At 69.1% G+C, this 15,684-nt stretch carries 14 protein-coding genes; 8 read left to right on the top strand and 6 right to left on the bottom strand.

What is annotated here, in order from left to right; genetic code table 11:
* The first annotated feature begins 79 nt into the window (after positions 1 to 79).
* Both aroC and ribB read left to right on the top strand, forming a co-directional pair.
* Positions 80 to 1,183, top strand: coding sequence for a chorismate synthase (gene aroC, locus MKK54_RS23660; protein WP_244014960.1), 1,104 nt, complete (start codon positions 80 to 82; stop codon positions 1,181 to 1,183).
* Positions 1,184 to 1,263: 80 nt separating this feature from the next.
* Complete coding sequence (ribB, locus tag MKK54_RS23655) at positions 1,264 to 2,340, top strand: 3,4-dihydroxy-2-butanone-4-phosphate synthase (protein WP_244014958.1); 1,077 nt, start codon at positions 1,264 to 1,266, stop codon at positions 2,338 to 2,340.
* 136 nt (positions 2,341 to 2,476) lie between these two features.
* Here ribB and MKK54_RS23650 read toward each other — a convergent pair whose 3' ends face one another.
* The gene (locus MKK54_RS23650; protein WP_244014956.1) at positions 2,477 to 2,746 is read right to left on the bottom strand and encodes a hypothetical protein; all 270 of its coding nucleotides are present in this window, start codon (positions 2,744 to 2,746) and stop codon (positions 2,477 to 2,479) included.
* Positions 2,747 to 2,853: 107 nt separating this feature from the next.
* Positions 2,854 to 3,615 carry a cold-shock protein gene (locus tag MKK54_RS24590; RefSeq protein ID WP_279597522.1) on the bottom strand — a complete coding sequence of 254 codons (762 nt, stop codon included), beginning with the start codon at positions 3,613 to 3,615 and terminating at the stop codon, positions 2,854 to 2,856.
* A 394-nt stretch (positions 3,616 to 4,009) separates the two neighbouring features.
* On the opposite strand from MKK54_RS24590, the gene MKK54_RS23635 reads away from it, so the two are divergent.
* The 4 genes from MKK54_RS23635 (at position 4,010) to MKK54_RS23620 (ending at position 8,011) form a co-directional block, all read left to right on the top strand.
* Entirely contained in the window at positions 4,010 to 4,480 is a 471-nt protein-coding gene (locus MKK54_RS23635) for a response regulator (RefSeq protein WP_238282925.1), read from the top strand.
* 156 nt (positions 4,481 to 4,636) lie between these two features.
* Complete coding sequence (locus MKK54_RS23630; RefSeq protein WP_244014954.1) at positions 4,637 to 5,737, top strand: Ppx/GppA phosphatase family protein; 1,101 nt, start codon at positions 4,637 to 4,639, stop codon at positions 5,735 to 5,737.
* Complete coding sequence (locus MKK54_RS23625; RefSeq protein ID WP_244014952.1) at positions 5,734 to 6,450, top strand: RlmE family RNA methyltransferase; 717 nt, start codon at positions 5,734 to 5,736, stop codon at positions 6,448 to 6,450. The genes MKK54_RS23630 and MKK54_RS23625 overlap by 4 nt, the downstream gene beginning before the upstream one ends.
* Positions 6,451 to 6,715: 265 nt before the next feature.
* Positions 6,716 to 8,011 (top strand): alpha-hydroxy acid oxidase, encoded by a 1,296-nt coding sequence (locus MKK54_RS23620; protein WP_244014950.1) that lies wholly within the window; start codon positions 6,716 to 6,718, stop codon positions 8,009 to 8,011.
* 136 nt (positions 8,012 to 8,147) lie between these two features.
* On the opposite strand, the gene MKK54_RS23615 is transcribed toward MKK54_RS23620, so the two are convergent.
* The 3 genes from MKK54_RS23615 to MKK54_RS23605 form a co-directional block, all read right to left on the bottom strand.
* Entirely contained in the window at positions 8,148 to 8,573 is a 426-nt protein-coding gene (locus tag MKK54_RS23615; protein WP_244014947.1) for a DUF779 domain-containing protein, read from the bottom strand.
* Between the two features lie 130 nt (positions 8,574 to 8,703).
* Positions 8,704 to 10,224, bottom strand: coding sequence for an aldehyde dehydrogenase (gene adh / locus MKK54_RS23610; RefSeq protein WP_244014945.1), 1,521 nt, complete (start codon positions 10,222 to 10,224; stop codon positions 8,704 to 8,706).
* A 241-nt stretch (positions 10,225 to 10,465) separates the two neighbouring features.
* The gene (locus MKK54_RS23605; protein ID WP_244014943.1) at positions 10,466 to 11,887 is read right to left on the bottom strand and encodes a serine hydrolase domain-containing protein; all 1,422 of its coding nucleotides are present in this window, start codon (positions 11,885 to 11,887) and stop codon (positions 10,466 to 10,468) included.
* A gap of 379 nt (positions 11,888 to 12,266) precedes the next feature.
* Between MKK54_RS23605 and MKK54_RS23600 the strand changes: the two genes are divergently transcribed.
* Both MKK54_RS23600 and MKK54_RS23595 read left to right on the top strand, forming a co-directional pair.
* Positions 12,267 to 13,436, top strand: a complete 1,170-nt coding sequence (locus tag MKK54_RS23600; protein WP_244015264.1) for a multidrug effflux MFS transporter — start codon at positions 12,267 to 12,269, stop codon at positions 13,434 to 13,436.
* A 113-nt stretch (positions 13,437 to 13,549) separates the two neighbouring features.
* Entirely contained in the window at positions 13,550 to 14,068 is a 519-nt protein-coding gene (locus tag MKK54_RS23595; RefSeq protein WP_244014941.1) for a DoxX family protein, read from the top strand.
* Between the two features lie 4 nt (positions 14,069 to 14,072).
* On the opposite strand, the gene MKK54_RS23590 is transcribed toward MKK54_RS23595, so the two are convergent.
* Complete coding sequence (locus tag MKK54_RS23590; protein WP_279597530.1) at positions 14,073 to 15,671, bottom strand: MDR family MFS transporter; 1,599 nt, start codon at positions 15,669 to 15,671, stop codon at positions 14,073 to 14,075.
* Positions 15,672 to 15,684 lie beyond the last annotated feature (13 nt).

The following is a 15,684-nucleotide window of genomic DNA, read 5'->3' as shown; positions in this document are numbered from 1 at the left end:
TTTCGCGCACCGACGCCTGCGGTGGAGACATGCGCCCACGCTGGCCCTCGGGGCAAACCCGCGCTAGAGCGGGGGCGCCATGTCGCACAATACGTTCGGACACCTGTTTCGCGTCACCACCTTCGGCGAGAGCCACGGGGTCGCCCTCGGCTGCGTCGTCGACGGCTGTCCGCCCGGTCTCGCACTGTCGGCCGAGGACATCCAGGCGGAGCTCGACCGGCGCAAGCCCGGCCAGTCGCGCTTTACCACGCAGCGGCGCGAGCCCGATCAGGTCCGCATCCTCTCGGGGGTGTTCGCCGACGACCGGACGGGGGGCGTCCAGCTCACCACCGGCACGCCGATCGCCCTCGAGATCGAGAACACCGACCAGCGCTCGAAGGATTACTCCGAGATCCGCGACAGCTACCGGCCGGGCCACGCCGATTACGCCTACGACGCCAAGTACGGCATCCGCGACTATCGCGGCGGCGGGCGCTCCTCGGCGCGCGAGACCGCCGCGCGGGTGGCGGCCGGCGCTGTCGCCCGCAAGGTCCTGCCCGAGGGCGTGATCATCCGCGCCGCCCTGGTGCAGATGGGGCCGCACGCCATCGACCGGTCGCGCTGGGACTGGGAGGCGGTGAACGCCAACCCGTTCTTCTGCCCCGACCCCGAGACGGCGGCCTTCTACGAGACGTACCTCGACGGCATCCGCAAGGACGGCTCCTCGGTGGGGGCGGTGATCGAGGTGGTGGCCGAAGGGGTTCCCCCCGGCCTCGGCGCGCCGATCTACGGCAAGCTCGACGCGGATCTGGCCGCCGCGATGATGTCGATCAACGCCGTGAAGGGCGTCGAGATCGGCGACGGCTTCGCCGCTGCCGCCCTGCGGGGCGAGGAGAACGCCGACGAGATGCGCTCAGGCAATGCCGGCGCCCCGACCTTCCTCGCCAACCATGCGGGCGGCGTGCTCGGCGGCATCTCTACGGGGCAGCCCATCGTCTGCCGCTTCGCCGTGAAGCCGACCTCCTCGATCCTGACGCCCCGCATGAGCGTGACCCGCGACAACCGCGACGTCGACCTCGTCACCAAGGGTCGCCACGACCCCTGCGTCGGCATCCGCGCCGTGCCGGTGGCGGAGGCCATGATGGCGTGCGTGCTCGCCGATCACCATCTGCGCCACCGGGGGCAAGTCGGCGCGCGGGGCTGATCCGCTCGCGCCCGACGCCCGCCTGCGTGGCCCATTCCAGAGACGTCCCAGTGCCTCATACCCAAGTGCTTCATACCCAAGTGCCCCACACCCATGTCACGCAGGCCATTGAGGCCTATGCCAACGGTGAGATCGTCGTCGTCACCGACGACGACGACCGCGAGAACGAGGGCGACCTCGTCGTCGCGGCCTCGCTCTGCACGCCGGAGAAGATGGCCTTCATCATCCGCAACACCTGCGGCATCGTCTGCGCGCCCCTGACCCGCGCGGAAGCCCGGCGCCTGCGCCTCGACCCGATGGTGGCCTCCAACGACGCGCCGCTCGGCACCGCCTTCACGGTGACGGTGGACGTGAAGCACGGGCTGACCACCGGCATCTCGGCCGAGCAGCGCTGCAACACCGTGCGAGCGCTGGCCAACGGCAACATGGGCGAGGACGATTTCGTCCGTCCGGGTCACGTCTTCCCGCTGATCGCCAAGGATGGCGGCGTGCTCATGCGCTCCGGCCACACCGAGGCGGCGGTGGACCTGTGCAAGCTCGCCGGCCTGCCGCCGGTCGGCGTCATCTGCGAACTCGCCAACGACGACGGCACGGTGATGAAGGGCCCGCAGATCACGGCCTTCGCCGAGACCCACAACCTCAGGCGCGTCTCGGTGGCCGACCTGATCGCCTATCGTCAGGCGCGCGAGACCCTGGTGGAACGGGTCGGCACCTTCCCGGTCAAGACCGAGTTCGGCGAGATGACCGGCTATGCCTACACGACGCCCTTCGAGGCCGTGCAGCAATTCGCCTTCGTCCACGGGCGCATCGGTGACGGCAAGGACGTGCTGGTGCGCCTTCACCGTTCCAATGTCGTCGCCGACGTGATCGAGGGCGGCCGCCAGATCGAGGCGGTGATGCGCAGGTTCGCCGAGGAAGGACGCGGCATCCTCGTCTACCTGCGCGACGGCACCGCCGGCGTACCGCTCAAGCCCTTCGCGGAGGAGAGCTCGGAGGCCCAGCGCGTGGCCCAGTGGCGGGACGTCGGCCTCGGGGCGCAGATCCTGCGCGACCTCGGCGTCTCCTCGATTCGCAACCTCGCGACCTCTTCACGGGCCTATGTCGGCCTGTCCGGCTTCGGAATCGAGTTTTTGGGAGATGAGCGCCTGGAGGGTTGAGACCGTCTCGGCTTGATCAAAGTGGAGACGGTCTCGCTCAGCCCGCGCGGCGCCTGAGCGAAGCCCAAATCCGCCATCCCGAAGGGATCAATCGGATTTGGGATAAGCCTTTCGGGACGAGCCTCGCGGCAGCGCCTCAGCGGGGCGCGGCGCCCACCCCTTGCGAGGACCGGTTACGGCTCTGAAGCGCCCGCGAGGCGTCCCGCGCGCTCGGGGGGAGGCTGCCGTCGGCGGCCGACGCATCCGCACCGCCCAGCCCGCCCGTCCCGAACCCGCGCTTGTGCCCGTCGGCGGTCTGAAGCGCGTAGCCGGCGTTCACCCCGGCATAGAAGCCGCTGAAATCCTCGGCCGAGACCGGAGCCGCCAGCCAGACGAGGCAGGCGCACGAGAGCAGGCCGATCCGCATCGATCCCTCTGAACTTCGTCACGTCCCGAATGCGAAACGGCGGCCCGATGGGCCGCCGCTCCGATCATGGCGCGAAAGGTGGCCGCAACGCGGCCACCGGAATGCGATCAATCGTCGACGTTGATGCTCTGGGCCTCGCGGCCCTTCTGACCTTCGACCACGCCGAGCACGACCTGCTGTCCCTCGGCGAGGGATTCGAGGCCCGCGCGGGAGAGGGCGGAGCGGTGCACGAACACGTCCTTGCCACCGTCGTTGACGGAGACGAAGCCGAAGCCCTTGGCCGGGTCGTACCACTTCACGGTGCCGGTCATCTCGGTGGAGGGACCGCTGGCGAAGCGGCCACCACCGCCGCCACGATCACCGCCGCGGTCGCCGTACCCGCCGCCGCCGCCACCGTAGCCGCCACCGCCAAAGCGATCGCCGCCGCCGAAGCCGCCGGTGCGGGGCGGACGCGAATCGCGCATGGGCGCGGCCTCGGCCGTGGAGGTGTCGACGCTGGTGACGTCGGTCACCTGCGGACCCTTCTGGCCCTGGGCGGTGTGGACCGTCAGGCGCGTGCCGGGGAGGAGGTCGGCATGGCCAGCAGCTTCGACGGCGCGGATGTGGAGGAAGGCATCGCCCGAGCCGTCAGCCAGCTCGACGAAACCGAAGCCCTTCTCCTTGTTGAACCACTTGACCGTCGCATCGCGCTCCGGCCCGGAGGGGGCTGCCGCGGCGCGCGACGGGCCACGGTCGAAGCCGCCGCCACCGCCGAAACCACCACCGTAGCCACCGCTGCTCGGAGGAGCCTGATCCGGCCAACGCGGCTCGGCTCCACCCTCATCGAAGCCGCGCTTCTGCGGCCCCCGAAAATCACGACCACGTCCCATAGAAAGCTCGCAAAAACCGTCCGCCGACCATCAGTTTCGATAACCACGTGCGCGCCATCCCAGACAGCCCACGCTCCGCATCACCATTACTCCCAGCAGCGGTGACCAAGAATAACGCCTTAGTCCTGACTGAAACCTGCCTTGATCGCAAGAACCTTTCGTTCGGGTTCGCGAGAGTTCCGTAACTTTCCTGCGGCAAAGTGCGTAGCTTTTCATCGCACCCCCGGCGGCCGCGATGGACTGCGCGCCGCCTGGGCAGCCGGAACCGGCCGTTCTTGAAGCGGATCGCTCGAATCAAATCAGGGGCTCGCGTTAGCAATCCGCAAAGGCTCCGGCCCGTAAGCTCCGCTCCGGGCAGACTCGCCCAGGCGGCCCCGAGGGCGACGCTGGACGCATGATCGCGACACCGAGCTTTCCGGACCTGTCCGCCCTCGTGGTGGACGAGAGCCTCTACATCCGCCGCATCGTGCGCGACATGCTCATGCGCGTGGGCATCAAGCGGGTCCTGGAAGCCCCCGACGGCGCTGAGGCGCTCGGCGTTCTCGCCGAGAGCAAGCCGGACCTGACCATCATCGACTGGGACTTGGCGATCCTGTCAGGCGAGGAGTTCATCCGCCTCGCGCGCACGCCCACCACCTCGCCGTCCCCCACCGTGCCGATCATCCTGATGCTGGCGCAACCGCGCCGGAACGTCGTCGACCGCGCCATCTCCCTCGGGGTCAACGAGATCATCGCCAAGCCCTTCTCGCCCAAGACCCTGTGGTCGCGCCTCGACGAAGTGATCAACAGGCCGCGCCCGTTCTCCCAGGTGAAGAGCCTGCTGCGGCCGGTGCCGCGCATGGCCGCCTCCGGAAAACTCGGCTGAACGCCACCGCACGTGTTTATCCTAGCAAAACAATCCTCGGTTCCGCACGAAGGCGGGATCGAGGCTTTGCAGTTTGCCGGGGAGACCTGTAGCTTCGTGCGGGAATGATGGTCCGGCTCTCCGCCTGGGGCCACGACGAGGATTTCGGCTCGGCCGATGAGGGAAGAGAGCGCCGCGACCATGCCGGCCCGCCCGAGCGGCGGACAGACGCCTTCACCGGCTCCGGCGGCGCGCGCCGAGTCGAGCGGGACGACCGGCCGTCCGGGCCGGCGCGGCGCCTACGCGGCCCTCGACCTCGGCACCAACAATTGCCGCCTCCTCGTGGCCGAACCGGCCTCGCACGGCTTTCGCGTCATCGACGCGTTCTCGCGCATCGTCCGACTCGGCGAGGGCCTGGGAAATTCCGACCGGCTCAGCGATGCGGCGATCGAGCGGACCGTCGAGGCGCTCCGGGTCTGCCGGGCCAAGATGCAGGCGCGCGGCGTCGTCCGGGCCAAGGTCATCGCCACGGAGGCCTGCCGCCTCGCGGTGAACGGCGCCGAGTTCGTCGAGCGGGTGCGCAAGGATGTCGGCCTCGACCTCGAGATCGTCGATCGCCAGACCGAGGCCTATCTCGCCGTCACCGGCTGCGCGGCCCTGGCCGATCCCTATTCCGAATCCGTGGTGATCTTCGACATCGGCGGCGGCTCCACCGAGATCGCCTGGCTCGACGGCGCGGCCACCAACCCGTCCGCCGATCCGACCCTGCGCATCCGCGCCTGGGATTCGCTGCCGGTCGGCGTCGTCACCCTGGCCGAGCGCCACGGCGGCACCGACGTCACCCGCATGACCTTCGACGGCATGGTGGAGGAGGTGGCCGACCTCCTGGCCCGTTTCGCGATCCGGGCGGCGCCGGCCGCGAATGCGCGGCACTTCCACCTGCTCGGCACCTCCGGTACGGTGACGACGCTGGCGGCGATGCACCTGCGTCTCGCCCGCTACGAGCGCCGGCGGGTCGACGGCCTCTGGATGAGCGATGCCGAGGTGGGCGACGCGATCGACGACCTCCTCGACACCCGGCTCGAACAGCGCGCGGACAATCCGTGCATCGGGCGCGACCGGGCCGACCTGGTGCTGGCAGGCTGCGCCATCCTGGAGGCGATCCGGCGGGCCTTCCCGTCCGACCGCCTGCGCATCGCCGATCGCGGCCTGCGCGAAGGATTGCTGATGAACATGATGCGGGAAGACGGCGTCTGGCGCCGTGGGGGTTACCGGTGAGCGACAGGCGTGGTGCCAGCGGGGGTTTGCGCGGCGAACTCAAGCAGCGGGTGAAGACGGGGCGGGGCCGCACGGCCTCGCAGAAGCGCTGGCTCGAACGCCAGCTCAACGACCCTTACGTGGCCCGGGCCAAGCGCGAGGGCTACCGCTCGCGTGCCGCCTTCAAGCTCATCGAGATCGACGAGCGCTTCAAGCTCCTGAAGCCCGGCCAGCGCATCGTCGACCTCGGCGCCGCGCCCGGCGGCTGGTCGCAGGTGGCGGCCAAGATCGTCGGCGCCAGCGGGCGGATCGTGGGCATCGACCTCCTGGAGATCGAGCCGATGGTCGGCGTCGATTTCATCACCCTCGACTTCCTGGCGCCGGAAGCGCCCAGGCTCCTCACCGACCTTCTCGGAGGTCCGGCGGACCTCGTCCTCTCCGACATGGCCGCCAACACCACCGGCCACAAGCAGACGGACCACCTGCGCATCATCGGGCTCGCCGAGACCGCCGCCGAGTTCGCCCGCGAGATCCTGGCGCCCGGCGGCTCCTACCTCGCCAAGGTCTTCCAGGGCGGCACGGAGGGCACCCTGCTCGCCGACCTGAAGCGGGATTTCGCCAGCGTGCGTCACGTCAAGCCGAATGCCAGCCGCGCCGATTCGAGCGAGCTCTACGTGCTGGCCAGCGGCTATCGCGGACCCATGGGCGCCGCGCTCAGCCCGGAGGCCGATTAGGGCGGCGACGCGCGGTTCGGGCGAAGCGCGGCCGCGATGCGCCTGGTGCAATGCAGCATGAAACGAGGCGCAGAGCTTCCTGGCGAATCAAATCTGCTCGTTACTTTGGAATGCTTATCATTCGCAGTCGGAATACATGAACGGCATTATAATGGTCTGCGTTCACGGCCACCGAAAGCACTATACACCCTCTTGAAGAATTTGCGCGGCGCAACATGAATGGTGCAAAGCAGCATCTCCGCGAGATCGCTGTGTGAGCCCATTGATGTCCGAGACCTTTCAACCTCAGCCCGGTTCTGAGACTGAAAAACTGTTCCACCGCCGCAAGTTCCTGGAATTCCTGTCGGCCAGCCCCGTCGTGGCGCCGGGCGTCGTGAGCGCCCTGGCCGGCCTTTCCGTCCTCGGCACCGATGCGGCGATGGCGCAGAGCTACGACGTGCTGCGTCAGTCCCCCGGCAATGTCGGCGAGATCATCGACTCCCCGACGCAGGCCCTCAACGTCTTCGACTTCGAGCCCGCCGCCAAGAAGGCGCTGCCCCCGGCCCATTACGGCTACCTCGCCAGCGGCGTCGACGGGGACGAGACCCTGAAGGCGAACCGCGACGGCTTCGAGCGGATTCGCATCCGCGCCCGCCGTCTCATCGACGTGCGCAAGATCGACACCACGGTGAAGATCTTCGGCGAGACCTGGGCGAGCCCAATCGTGCTCGCCCCGGTGAGCAGCCAGGCCGCCTTCCACCCGGAAGCCGAATCCGCCGTGGCGCGCGGCGCCAAGGTCAAGGGTCATCAGATGATCCTCTCGACCGTGGGCAGCACCTCGATCGAGGACGTGATCAAGGAGCGCGGCGCCCCCGTCTGGTACATGCTCTACCCGACCGACGATTGGGCCGTGACCGAGGCCCTGGTGAAGCGGGCCGAGAAGGCCGGTGCGCCCGCCATCGTGCTGACCGTCGACCGCCAGGGCGGCCGCAACACCGAGACGCTGTTCCGCGAGCGCCGGCAGGACACGCGGACCTGCACGGATTGCCACACGCCGGGCTTCAAGAACGAAGTCAGCCGCAAGCCGATGTTCGACGACATCGACGTGTCGAAGGTGACGAACCTCTACGGCACCGGCATGACCTGGGATTACGTGAAGCGCCTGCGCGGCATCGTGAAGGGCAAGCTCGTCCTCAAGGGCATCGTCACCCACGAGGACGCCAAGAAGGCCCTCGATTACGGCGTCGACGCGCTCATCGTCTCGAATCACGGCGGCCGCGCCGAGGAGAGCCTCGAAGCCACGATCGACGCGCTGCCCGAGGTGGTCCAGGCCGTGAACAACAAGGTGCCTGTCCTCATCGACGGCGGCTTCCGCCGCGGCACCGACGTGATCAAGGCGCTGGCGCTCGGAGCCACGGCCGTCTGCATCGGCCGTCCCTACGTCTGGGGTCTGGCCGCCTTCGGCGAGCCCGGCGTCACCACCGTACTGGCGATTATGCAGCGCGAGTTCGAGACGATCATGCGTCAGGTCGGCGCCACGAAGCTCGCCGAGATCACCAGCGCCAGCGTCAGCCGCGCCTGACAAAGACCGCCTTCCCGGACCCCGGCTCCGGGAAGGCGCACCGGCGCGACGCTCTTAGAGCTTCTCACAAAACTCCCGCTGCGCTGCCGTGCCCAGAGTGAGGGCCGACGGTGGTCGGGAGTTTTGTGAGGCACTCTCAGACTTTGCAGGCGCCCGCGAGCGCCGTGTTCTCGGCCTCGGTGAACAGCCGCGAGCGAATCAGGAAGCGCTTGTCGCGCCCATTCTCAAGGGAGAACATGCCGCCGCGCCCGCGCACCACGTCGAGGATGAGGTGCGTGTGCTTCCAGACCTCGAATTGCGGCCGGCTGATCCAGAAATCGGCCCCGGCCACCTGGCCGAGATGGACGTCGCTGTCGCCGGTGAGGAAGTCGCCGACAGGGTAGCACATCGGGGACGAGCCGTCGCAGCACCCGCCCGATTGATGGAACATCACCGGCCCATGGTCGGCACGCAATTCGGCAATCAGGTCGACGGCGGCCGGCGTCGCGGTGACGCGCAGGGGCGTGCCGTCGTTCCCGGTCTGATCGGCGGTGTTCTGGGCGAGGGAGGCGGTTTCGCTCATCGGGGCGGTCTCCGTGGACAGGTCCATCCGGACAGATAGGGCAGGGGACGAAAAAGCCCCGGCCTTTGGGGGCCGGGGCAAGTCTCTCGGATATCTAAGAATTCTGCAGTCTCGGGATCTTGGACCCGGCCTAGAAGAAGCCGAGCTTCTTGGCCGAGTAGCTGACGAGCATGTTCTTGGTCTGCTGATAGTGGTCGAGCATCATCTTGTGGTTCTCGCGGCCGATGCCGGACTGCTTGTAACCGCCGAAGGCCGCGTGGGCCGGATAGGCGTGGTAGCAGTTCGTCCAGACGCGGCCGGCCTGGATGGAGCGGCCGAAGCGGTAGGCGCGGGTCACGTCGCGGGTCCAGATTCCGGCGCCGAGGCCGTAGAGCGTGTCGTTGGCGATGGCGAGCGCGTCGGCATCGTCCTTGAAGGTCGTGACCGACAGGACGGGGCCGAAGATCTCCTCCTGGAAGATCCGCATCTTGTTGTGGCCCTTGAACACGGTCGGCTTCATGTAGAAGCCGTCCGCGAACTCGCCGTCCTTCACGTTGCGCTCGCCGCCCGTGAGGCACTCGGCGCCCTCCTGCCTGCCAATGTCGACGTAGCTGAGGATCTTCTCCAGCTGCTCGGAGGAGGCCTGGGCACCGATCATCGTAGCGGGATCGAGGGGCGACCCTTGCGTGATCGCCTCGACGCGCTTGATCGCCCGCTCGATGAAGCGGTCGTAGATCGACTCGTGGACCAGGGCACGGCTCGGGCAGGTGCAGACTTCGCCCTGGTTGAGGGCGAACATCGTGAAGCCCTCGAGCGCCTTGTCGAAGAAGTCGTCGTCCTCGTTGGCCACGTCCGAGAAGAAGATGTTCGGCGACTTGCCGCCGAGTTCCAGCGTCACCGGAATCAGGTTCTGCGAGGCGTACTGCATGATCAGGCGGCCCGTCGTCGTCTCGCCCGTGAAGGCGATCTTGGCGATGCGGGGCGAGGAGGCCAGCGGCTTGCCGCATTCCAGGCCGAAGCCGTTGACGATGTTGAGCACGCCCGGGGGTAAGAGATCGGCGATCAGCTCGGCCACCACGAGGATCGAGGCGGGGGTCTGCTCGGCGGGCTTGAGCACGACGCAGTTGCCGGCGGCCAGCGCGGGCGCCAGCTTCCACACCGCCATCAGAATGGGGAAGTTCCACGGGATGATCTGGCCGACGACGCCGAGCGGCTCATGGAAGTGGTAGGCGACCGTGTCGTGGTCGATCTCGGAGATCGAGCCTTCCTGCGCGCGCAGGCAGCCGGCGAAGTAGCGCCAGTGGTCGACGGCGAGCGGGATGTCGGCGTGGGTCGTCTCGCGGATCGGCTTGCCGTTGTCCCAGGTCTCGGCCAGCGCGATCAGATCGAGGTTCTCCTCCATCCGGTCGGCGATGCGGTTCAGGATGCGGGCGCGCTCGCCCGGCGCGGTGCGGCCCCAGGCCTCCTTCGCGGCGTGGGCGGCATCGAGCGCCCTGTCGACGTCGGCGGCATCCGAGCGGGCGACTTCGCAGATCACGCGACCGGTGATCGGCGAGGTGTTCTCGAAATAGCGGCCGGCGACGGGCGCGACCCACTGGCCTCCGATGAAGTTGTCGTAGCGGGGGGAGAACGGGGACTTGGTGCCCTGATTCAGAAATTCCGGCTTGTTCATCGGGTTTCCTCCTGGTTGTTTTTATGAGGCGCAGCCAAGGCCAGACGCCCGTTCAAATCAAGGTGGACTTTTGGCCAACGAACTTGGCGGCGGGACCTTCCTCGCGGCAGGACCTTGCGGACAAGATCGCGACGGCGGGATCGCGGCATCGGCTCGGCGAGGCGGCGCGCGGGACAACATCCCGACCGGAGCCGGATGGTAGACCCGTTTCGCAGGGTTGGCGACCCGGCGGGCCGGCCCTTCAGCGCGGGATCAGCCGCGCGAGGCGGCGCGAGGTGATCCGCCGGGCCGTCTGGGCGTCGATGCGCGGGCCGGAGCGCGCGCCGCCGGCCGCGTCCACGAGGAGGCCGGTGGCACGCCCGTCGGGCTCGATGTCGAGGGCGATCCGGGTGCCGTCCCCGGCCACGAAGACCCGGTCGCTCTCCGGCGTCAGTTCCAGGCGGGCGAGCCCCGTCCCCTGGACGACGAGCCGGTCGCCGGACCGCGTCAGGGCCACGACGGCGCGCGGTCCGGTCCGGTAGAATCCGACGTAGCGCTCGATCACCCCCGGCGGAACCGCGATCTCGGTCGCCTCCGGAACGCCGAGCGCGAGGGCGGCGAGCCGGCGCGACAGGGTCTGGGCCGGCGCCGTCTCGGTGTTGCCCAGGACCACGACGGTCAGGCCGAGGTCCGGATAGGTGTCCTTGATCGCGGAGAACCCGTTCAGGAAGCCGCCATGCGACCACAGCCGCTGGCCATAGGCATGCCCGAGATACAAACCGAGTCCATATCCGTGACCGCGATCCCGGACCATCTCGGCGAGCGATTCCGGTGCGAGCACGCGCCCCGCGAGCAGGGCCTGGTCCCAGGCCACGAGATCGTCGAGGGTCGAGACCAGCCCGCCCGCGCCGAGAGCCGCCGCCGGCACCACCGGGCCCGCGTTGCGCCATGCTCCGGCCACGCGCCGGTACCCGCTCGCGCGGCGCGGGATCACCAGGTCGGGATCGGCATCCCCGGTCTCGGAGAGGCCGGCCGGCGCGAGCACGAGAGACCGCAGGGCCTCGGCGAAGGGCTCACCGGTGATCCGCTCGACGATGGCGGCCAGGAGGATGTAGCCGGTATTGCTGTATTCCTGCGCCGTACCCGCCGGGAACAGCAGGTCTTCGGGAAAGAGCCGCGCGACGACGTCCATGGGATTGCGCGCGGTGCGGGCGATCTCGGTTGGGAAATCGGGCAGCGCCGTGACGTTGGGCAGCCCCGAGGTGTGGTCGAGGAGCATCCGCAGGGTGATGGGCGTCCAGGCGGCCGGAAGGCCGGGCATGTGGCGCGACGCGGAATCGTCGAGGCCGAGCCGCCCCGCCTCCCGCAACCTGAGGATCGCGGCGGCGGTGAACTGCTTCGTCAGGGAGGCGATGCGAAATCGGGTCTCGGCCGTGTTGGGCACCGACCACTCGCGATTCGCGGCCCCGTAGGCCTGCCGGAACAGCGCCATCCCGTTGCGCGCCACGATCACGGCCCCCGAGAAGATCCCGGCGCGGGCATAGGGCCGTATCAGCGCCTCCGCCCGTTCGGCGAAGTCCGATTGTTCAGCGAAGGACGCTGCCGGGTCGGCCCAGGCGGCCCCGCGCGGCAACACCGGCAGGAGGAGGCCGAACAGGACGATGCGGCGTCGCGTCTCCGGCATGCGGTCGTTCTTCCCTCCTGCGCGAGACCCTCGCCCGAGCGTCTTGCGTGACGAACGCCCGAGCGAAGCTGAAGGGCGATCGTTTGCCGGAAATTATGGCGTCACCGCGCCGTCCGGCCCGCGCGGCTGCCATGCAGGCGACTCAATTGCCGACCTAAGCCTCCGGCACCAAATCCGGCGAGAACGGTCGCCCAACCGCCAACCAACGCCCGACCCGCACATCCGGACGCACTCGTCCCGAGGACAACTTCCAGTGACCAGCACACCGGTGACGACCCTGCGCGCGACGTTGCCGGACCACGACGGCGCGGCCGGGTCCGCTTCGGCAGCGCCCGCGAAAGGCCCCGGCTTCGGCGAGTTCGTCGGCATCATCGCCCTGATGATGGCGGTGACCGCCATCTCGATCGACAACCTGCTACCGGCCTTTCCGGCGATCCAGGCCCGCTTCGGCGTTCCCGACGCCAACAGCCTGCAACTCCTCGTCTACGTCTACATGATCGGCTTCGGGGCGGCGCAGATCTTCTACGGCCCGCTCTCGGACACCTATGGCCGCCGTCCCATCCTCATGGCGGGTCTGGCGATCTACGTGGTCGGGTCCGGGCTCGCCATGGTGGCGCCCTCGTTCGGCTGGCTTCTCGCCGCCCGGATCATCCAGGGTATCGGCGCGGCGAGCGGGCGCGTGCTCTCGACCGCGATCGTGCGAGACCGCTTCGCCGGCCGCGAGATGGCGAGCGTGATGTCGCTCATCATGATGGTCTTCCTCATCGTGCCGATGATCGCGCCGGCGATCGGCGGCGCGATGCTGCTGCTCGGCTCCTGGGTCTACGTCTTCGTCTCGATGCTGGCGCTCGCCGGCATCCTCTTCGTCTGGTTCGCGTGGCGGATGCCCGAGACGCTGCACCCCGAATTCCGCCGTCCCTTCTCGTTCCGGGCCGTCGCCCAGGCGGTGGGGCTGACCTTCCGCAACCGCGTCGCGGTCGGCTACGCCACGGCGCTCGGTCTGCTCACCGGCTGCATCATGGGCTATGTCGGCTCCGCCCAGCAGGTCTTCGACACGGGGCTCTACCATCTCGGCGCGCTGTTTCCCCTGGCCTTCGGCCTCGTCGCCGGGTCCATGGGTGCCGCCACCCTGGTGAATGCGCGGCTCGTCCGCCGCCTCGGCATGCGGCCGCTTTCCCATGCGGGCCTGAGCCTGTTCGTGGTGGTGGCGGTGATCCAGGTGGTGGCGGGCCTCGCCTATCACGGGCACCCGCCGCTCGCCCTGTTCCTCGCGATCCTGGCGGCCAACCAGTTCCTGATCAGCTTCGCCATGCCGAACTTCAACGCCCTGGCCCTGCAGCCGCTGGGCGAGATCGCCGGCACGGCCTCCTCGTTCCTCGGCTTCTACACCACGATTCTCGGCGCGTTCTGCGGCTACCTGATCGGGCAGTCCTTCGACGGGTCGGTCCTGCCCATCGGCCTCGGCTACGCCGTGCTCGGTGCGCTCGCCCTCGCGGTGGTCGCCTGGACCGAGCGCGGGCGCCTGTTCCGGGGCGGCGTGTCCGGGTGAAGCCCCGTCATCCTGTCGAGGATCGAACCCTGTTGAGGGCCCGGCGTCCTTAACGCTCTCTTCAGCCGGTCCCGACAAGGCTCGGCGTCTCGATGTCAGATGGAGCCCGATACGTGACCGGCCGGACCCAAGACGGACTGCTTCTGCTCTCGCGCCTGCTGCTCGCCGCCGCGCTCCTGCCCACGGGCATCGCCCGAGCGCTGAACGTCTCGGGCTTCGCGCTGACGCTCGCCTCCACGGGCCTGCCGTCGCCCAACGCGGTCGCCACGGCGGCCGTGATCGTGCAGGTCTTCGGCCCCCTGGCGCTGGTCCTCGGCGTGCTGCCGCGCCTCAGCGGGCTCGCGCTCGCGGCCTTCGCCTGCGTGATGGCCGCCCTGCTCCACCCGTTCTGGCAGTTCGCCGGTCCGAGCGCCGTGGCGGAGCGGACCCTGCTGCTGGCCGATCTCGGCCTCGCCGGCGGTTTCCTGATCTACGCGATGACCGGCCCCGGACGCTGGAGCTGGCAGGGCTGGCGTGAGGGCGCGCGCGCCTCGGCCGGGCCGGCGAGGGCCGCCGCCGCGAGACCGGCCGGCAAATCGGGGGCCAAGCCGAAGCGTGCGCCGGGGCGCGCGCCCGCGCGCGCTGCCGCCTGAAGCGCTACGGCATCGCGGCGCGGGGATCCTGCGCGCAGGCTTCCTGCGTGACGCGGCGCTGACCCGAGACTTCGGCCCCGGCATCGGGGTCGAGCCGGCGGAAGGCGATGAGCGAGGCCAGCGAGATCACCGCGACGGTGAGGAAGGCCGGGGCGAAATCGCCTGCCGCGATGTCGTTGCGGCCTTGCGCGGCCGCCGCCGCCTCGAGCGCCAATGCGCCGATCGAGACGCCGAGACTGAGCGAGAGCTGCTGGGCCACGCTCGCGAGACTCGTGGCCGCGCTCATCTCCCGCGTGTCCAGTTCGGCATACGCGATGGCGTTCACGCAGGTGAATTGCATGGAGCGCACGCAGCCTCCCACCAGCAGCACGCAGACGATGACCGCGTGTGGCGTCTGCGCCGTGAACAGCCCGTTCACCGCCAGAAAACCCGAGGCCACCACGGCGTTGACCAGCATCACCCGCCGGAAGCCGTGGCGGCGCAGGATGCGCGGGCCGATGATCTTGATCAGCAGGGCGCCGGCGGCGGCCGCGAAGGTGAGCAGGCCCGATTGCAGCGGATCGAGCCCGAACCCGATCTGCAGCATCAACGGCAGCAGGAAGGGGATCGCCCCGGTCCCGATGCGGAACAGGCTGCCGCCCGTCACCGCCGCCCGGAAGGTGGGATAGCGCAGGAGATCGAGGCGGATCACCGGATGCGCGATTCCGCGCGCATGCCGGAGGTAGAGCGCCAGCAGGATCACGCCGCCGCCGAGGCAGGCCCAGGAAACGCCGTCCGGCAGGAGATGCCGGCCCGTCGAGGCGATGCCCAGCATCAGGCTGGCGAGCCCGAGACCGGAGAGCAGGAAGCCGACCACGTCGAGGGGCGGACGCTCGACCTCGCGGATGTTCTCGAAGAACAGGGTCGCGAGCACGATGCCCGCGATGCCGATCGGGATGTTGATGAAGAAGATCCAGCGCCAGTCGAGATAGGTGGTGATCAGGCCGCCCAGCGGCGGCCCCATGATCGGGCCGATCAGGGCCGGAATCGTCAGGTAGGCGAGGGCGCTCACGAGTTCGTTCTTGGGCACGCTGCGCAGGATCACGAGCCGGCCGACCGGCACCATCATGGCGCCGCCGAGCCCCTGGAAGAACCGGGCGGCGACGAAACCCGCCAGCGAGTTCGAGGCGGCACAGGCGAGCGAGCCCGCCATGAACACGCCGAGCGCGATGCGGAACACCGAGCGCGCCCCGAAGCGGTCGGCCATCCAGCCGCTGATCGGGATGAAGATCGCGAGGCTGACGAGGTAGGCGGTGAGCGCGAGCTTGAGGGCGATCGGGTCCTCGCCGAGGCTCCGGGCGATGGCGGGCAGGGCCGTGGCGATCACCGTCGAATCGGTGTTCTCCATGAACAGCGCGGTGGCGACGACGAGGGGAACGATCTGAGAGGCGCGCATGGGAGGGGAAAAGCCTGCTGGCATCCGGTCGGTTGCGTGGACGACGGCAGAAACCGCCGCCCCGCGCGGATCCGAATTTTTTCGATCCGGCGTGGAATGAAATGGGCATGTCGTCCGTGCAGGGCGAGAGCCGAAAACAGGCGTGGCTCTGCGGCCACAGCGATTCAGCTTCGGACGGACG

Origin of the sequence: Methylobacterium sp. J-068 (genome assembly GCF_022829445.1) — a bacterium.
Lineage (GTDB): Bacteria > Pseudomonadota > Alphaproteobacteria > Rhizobiales > Beijerinckiaceae > Methylobacterium.
Note: the sequence above shows the minus strand (reverse complement) of the source record. Positions and strands in the feature narration are given on the sequence as shown.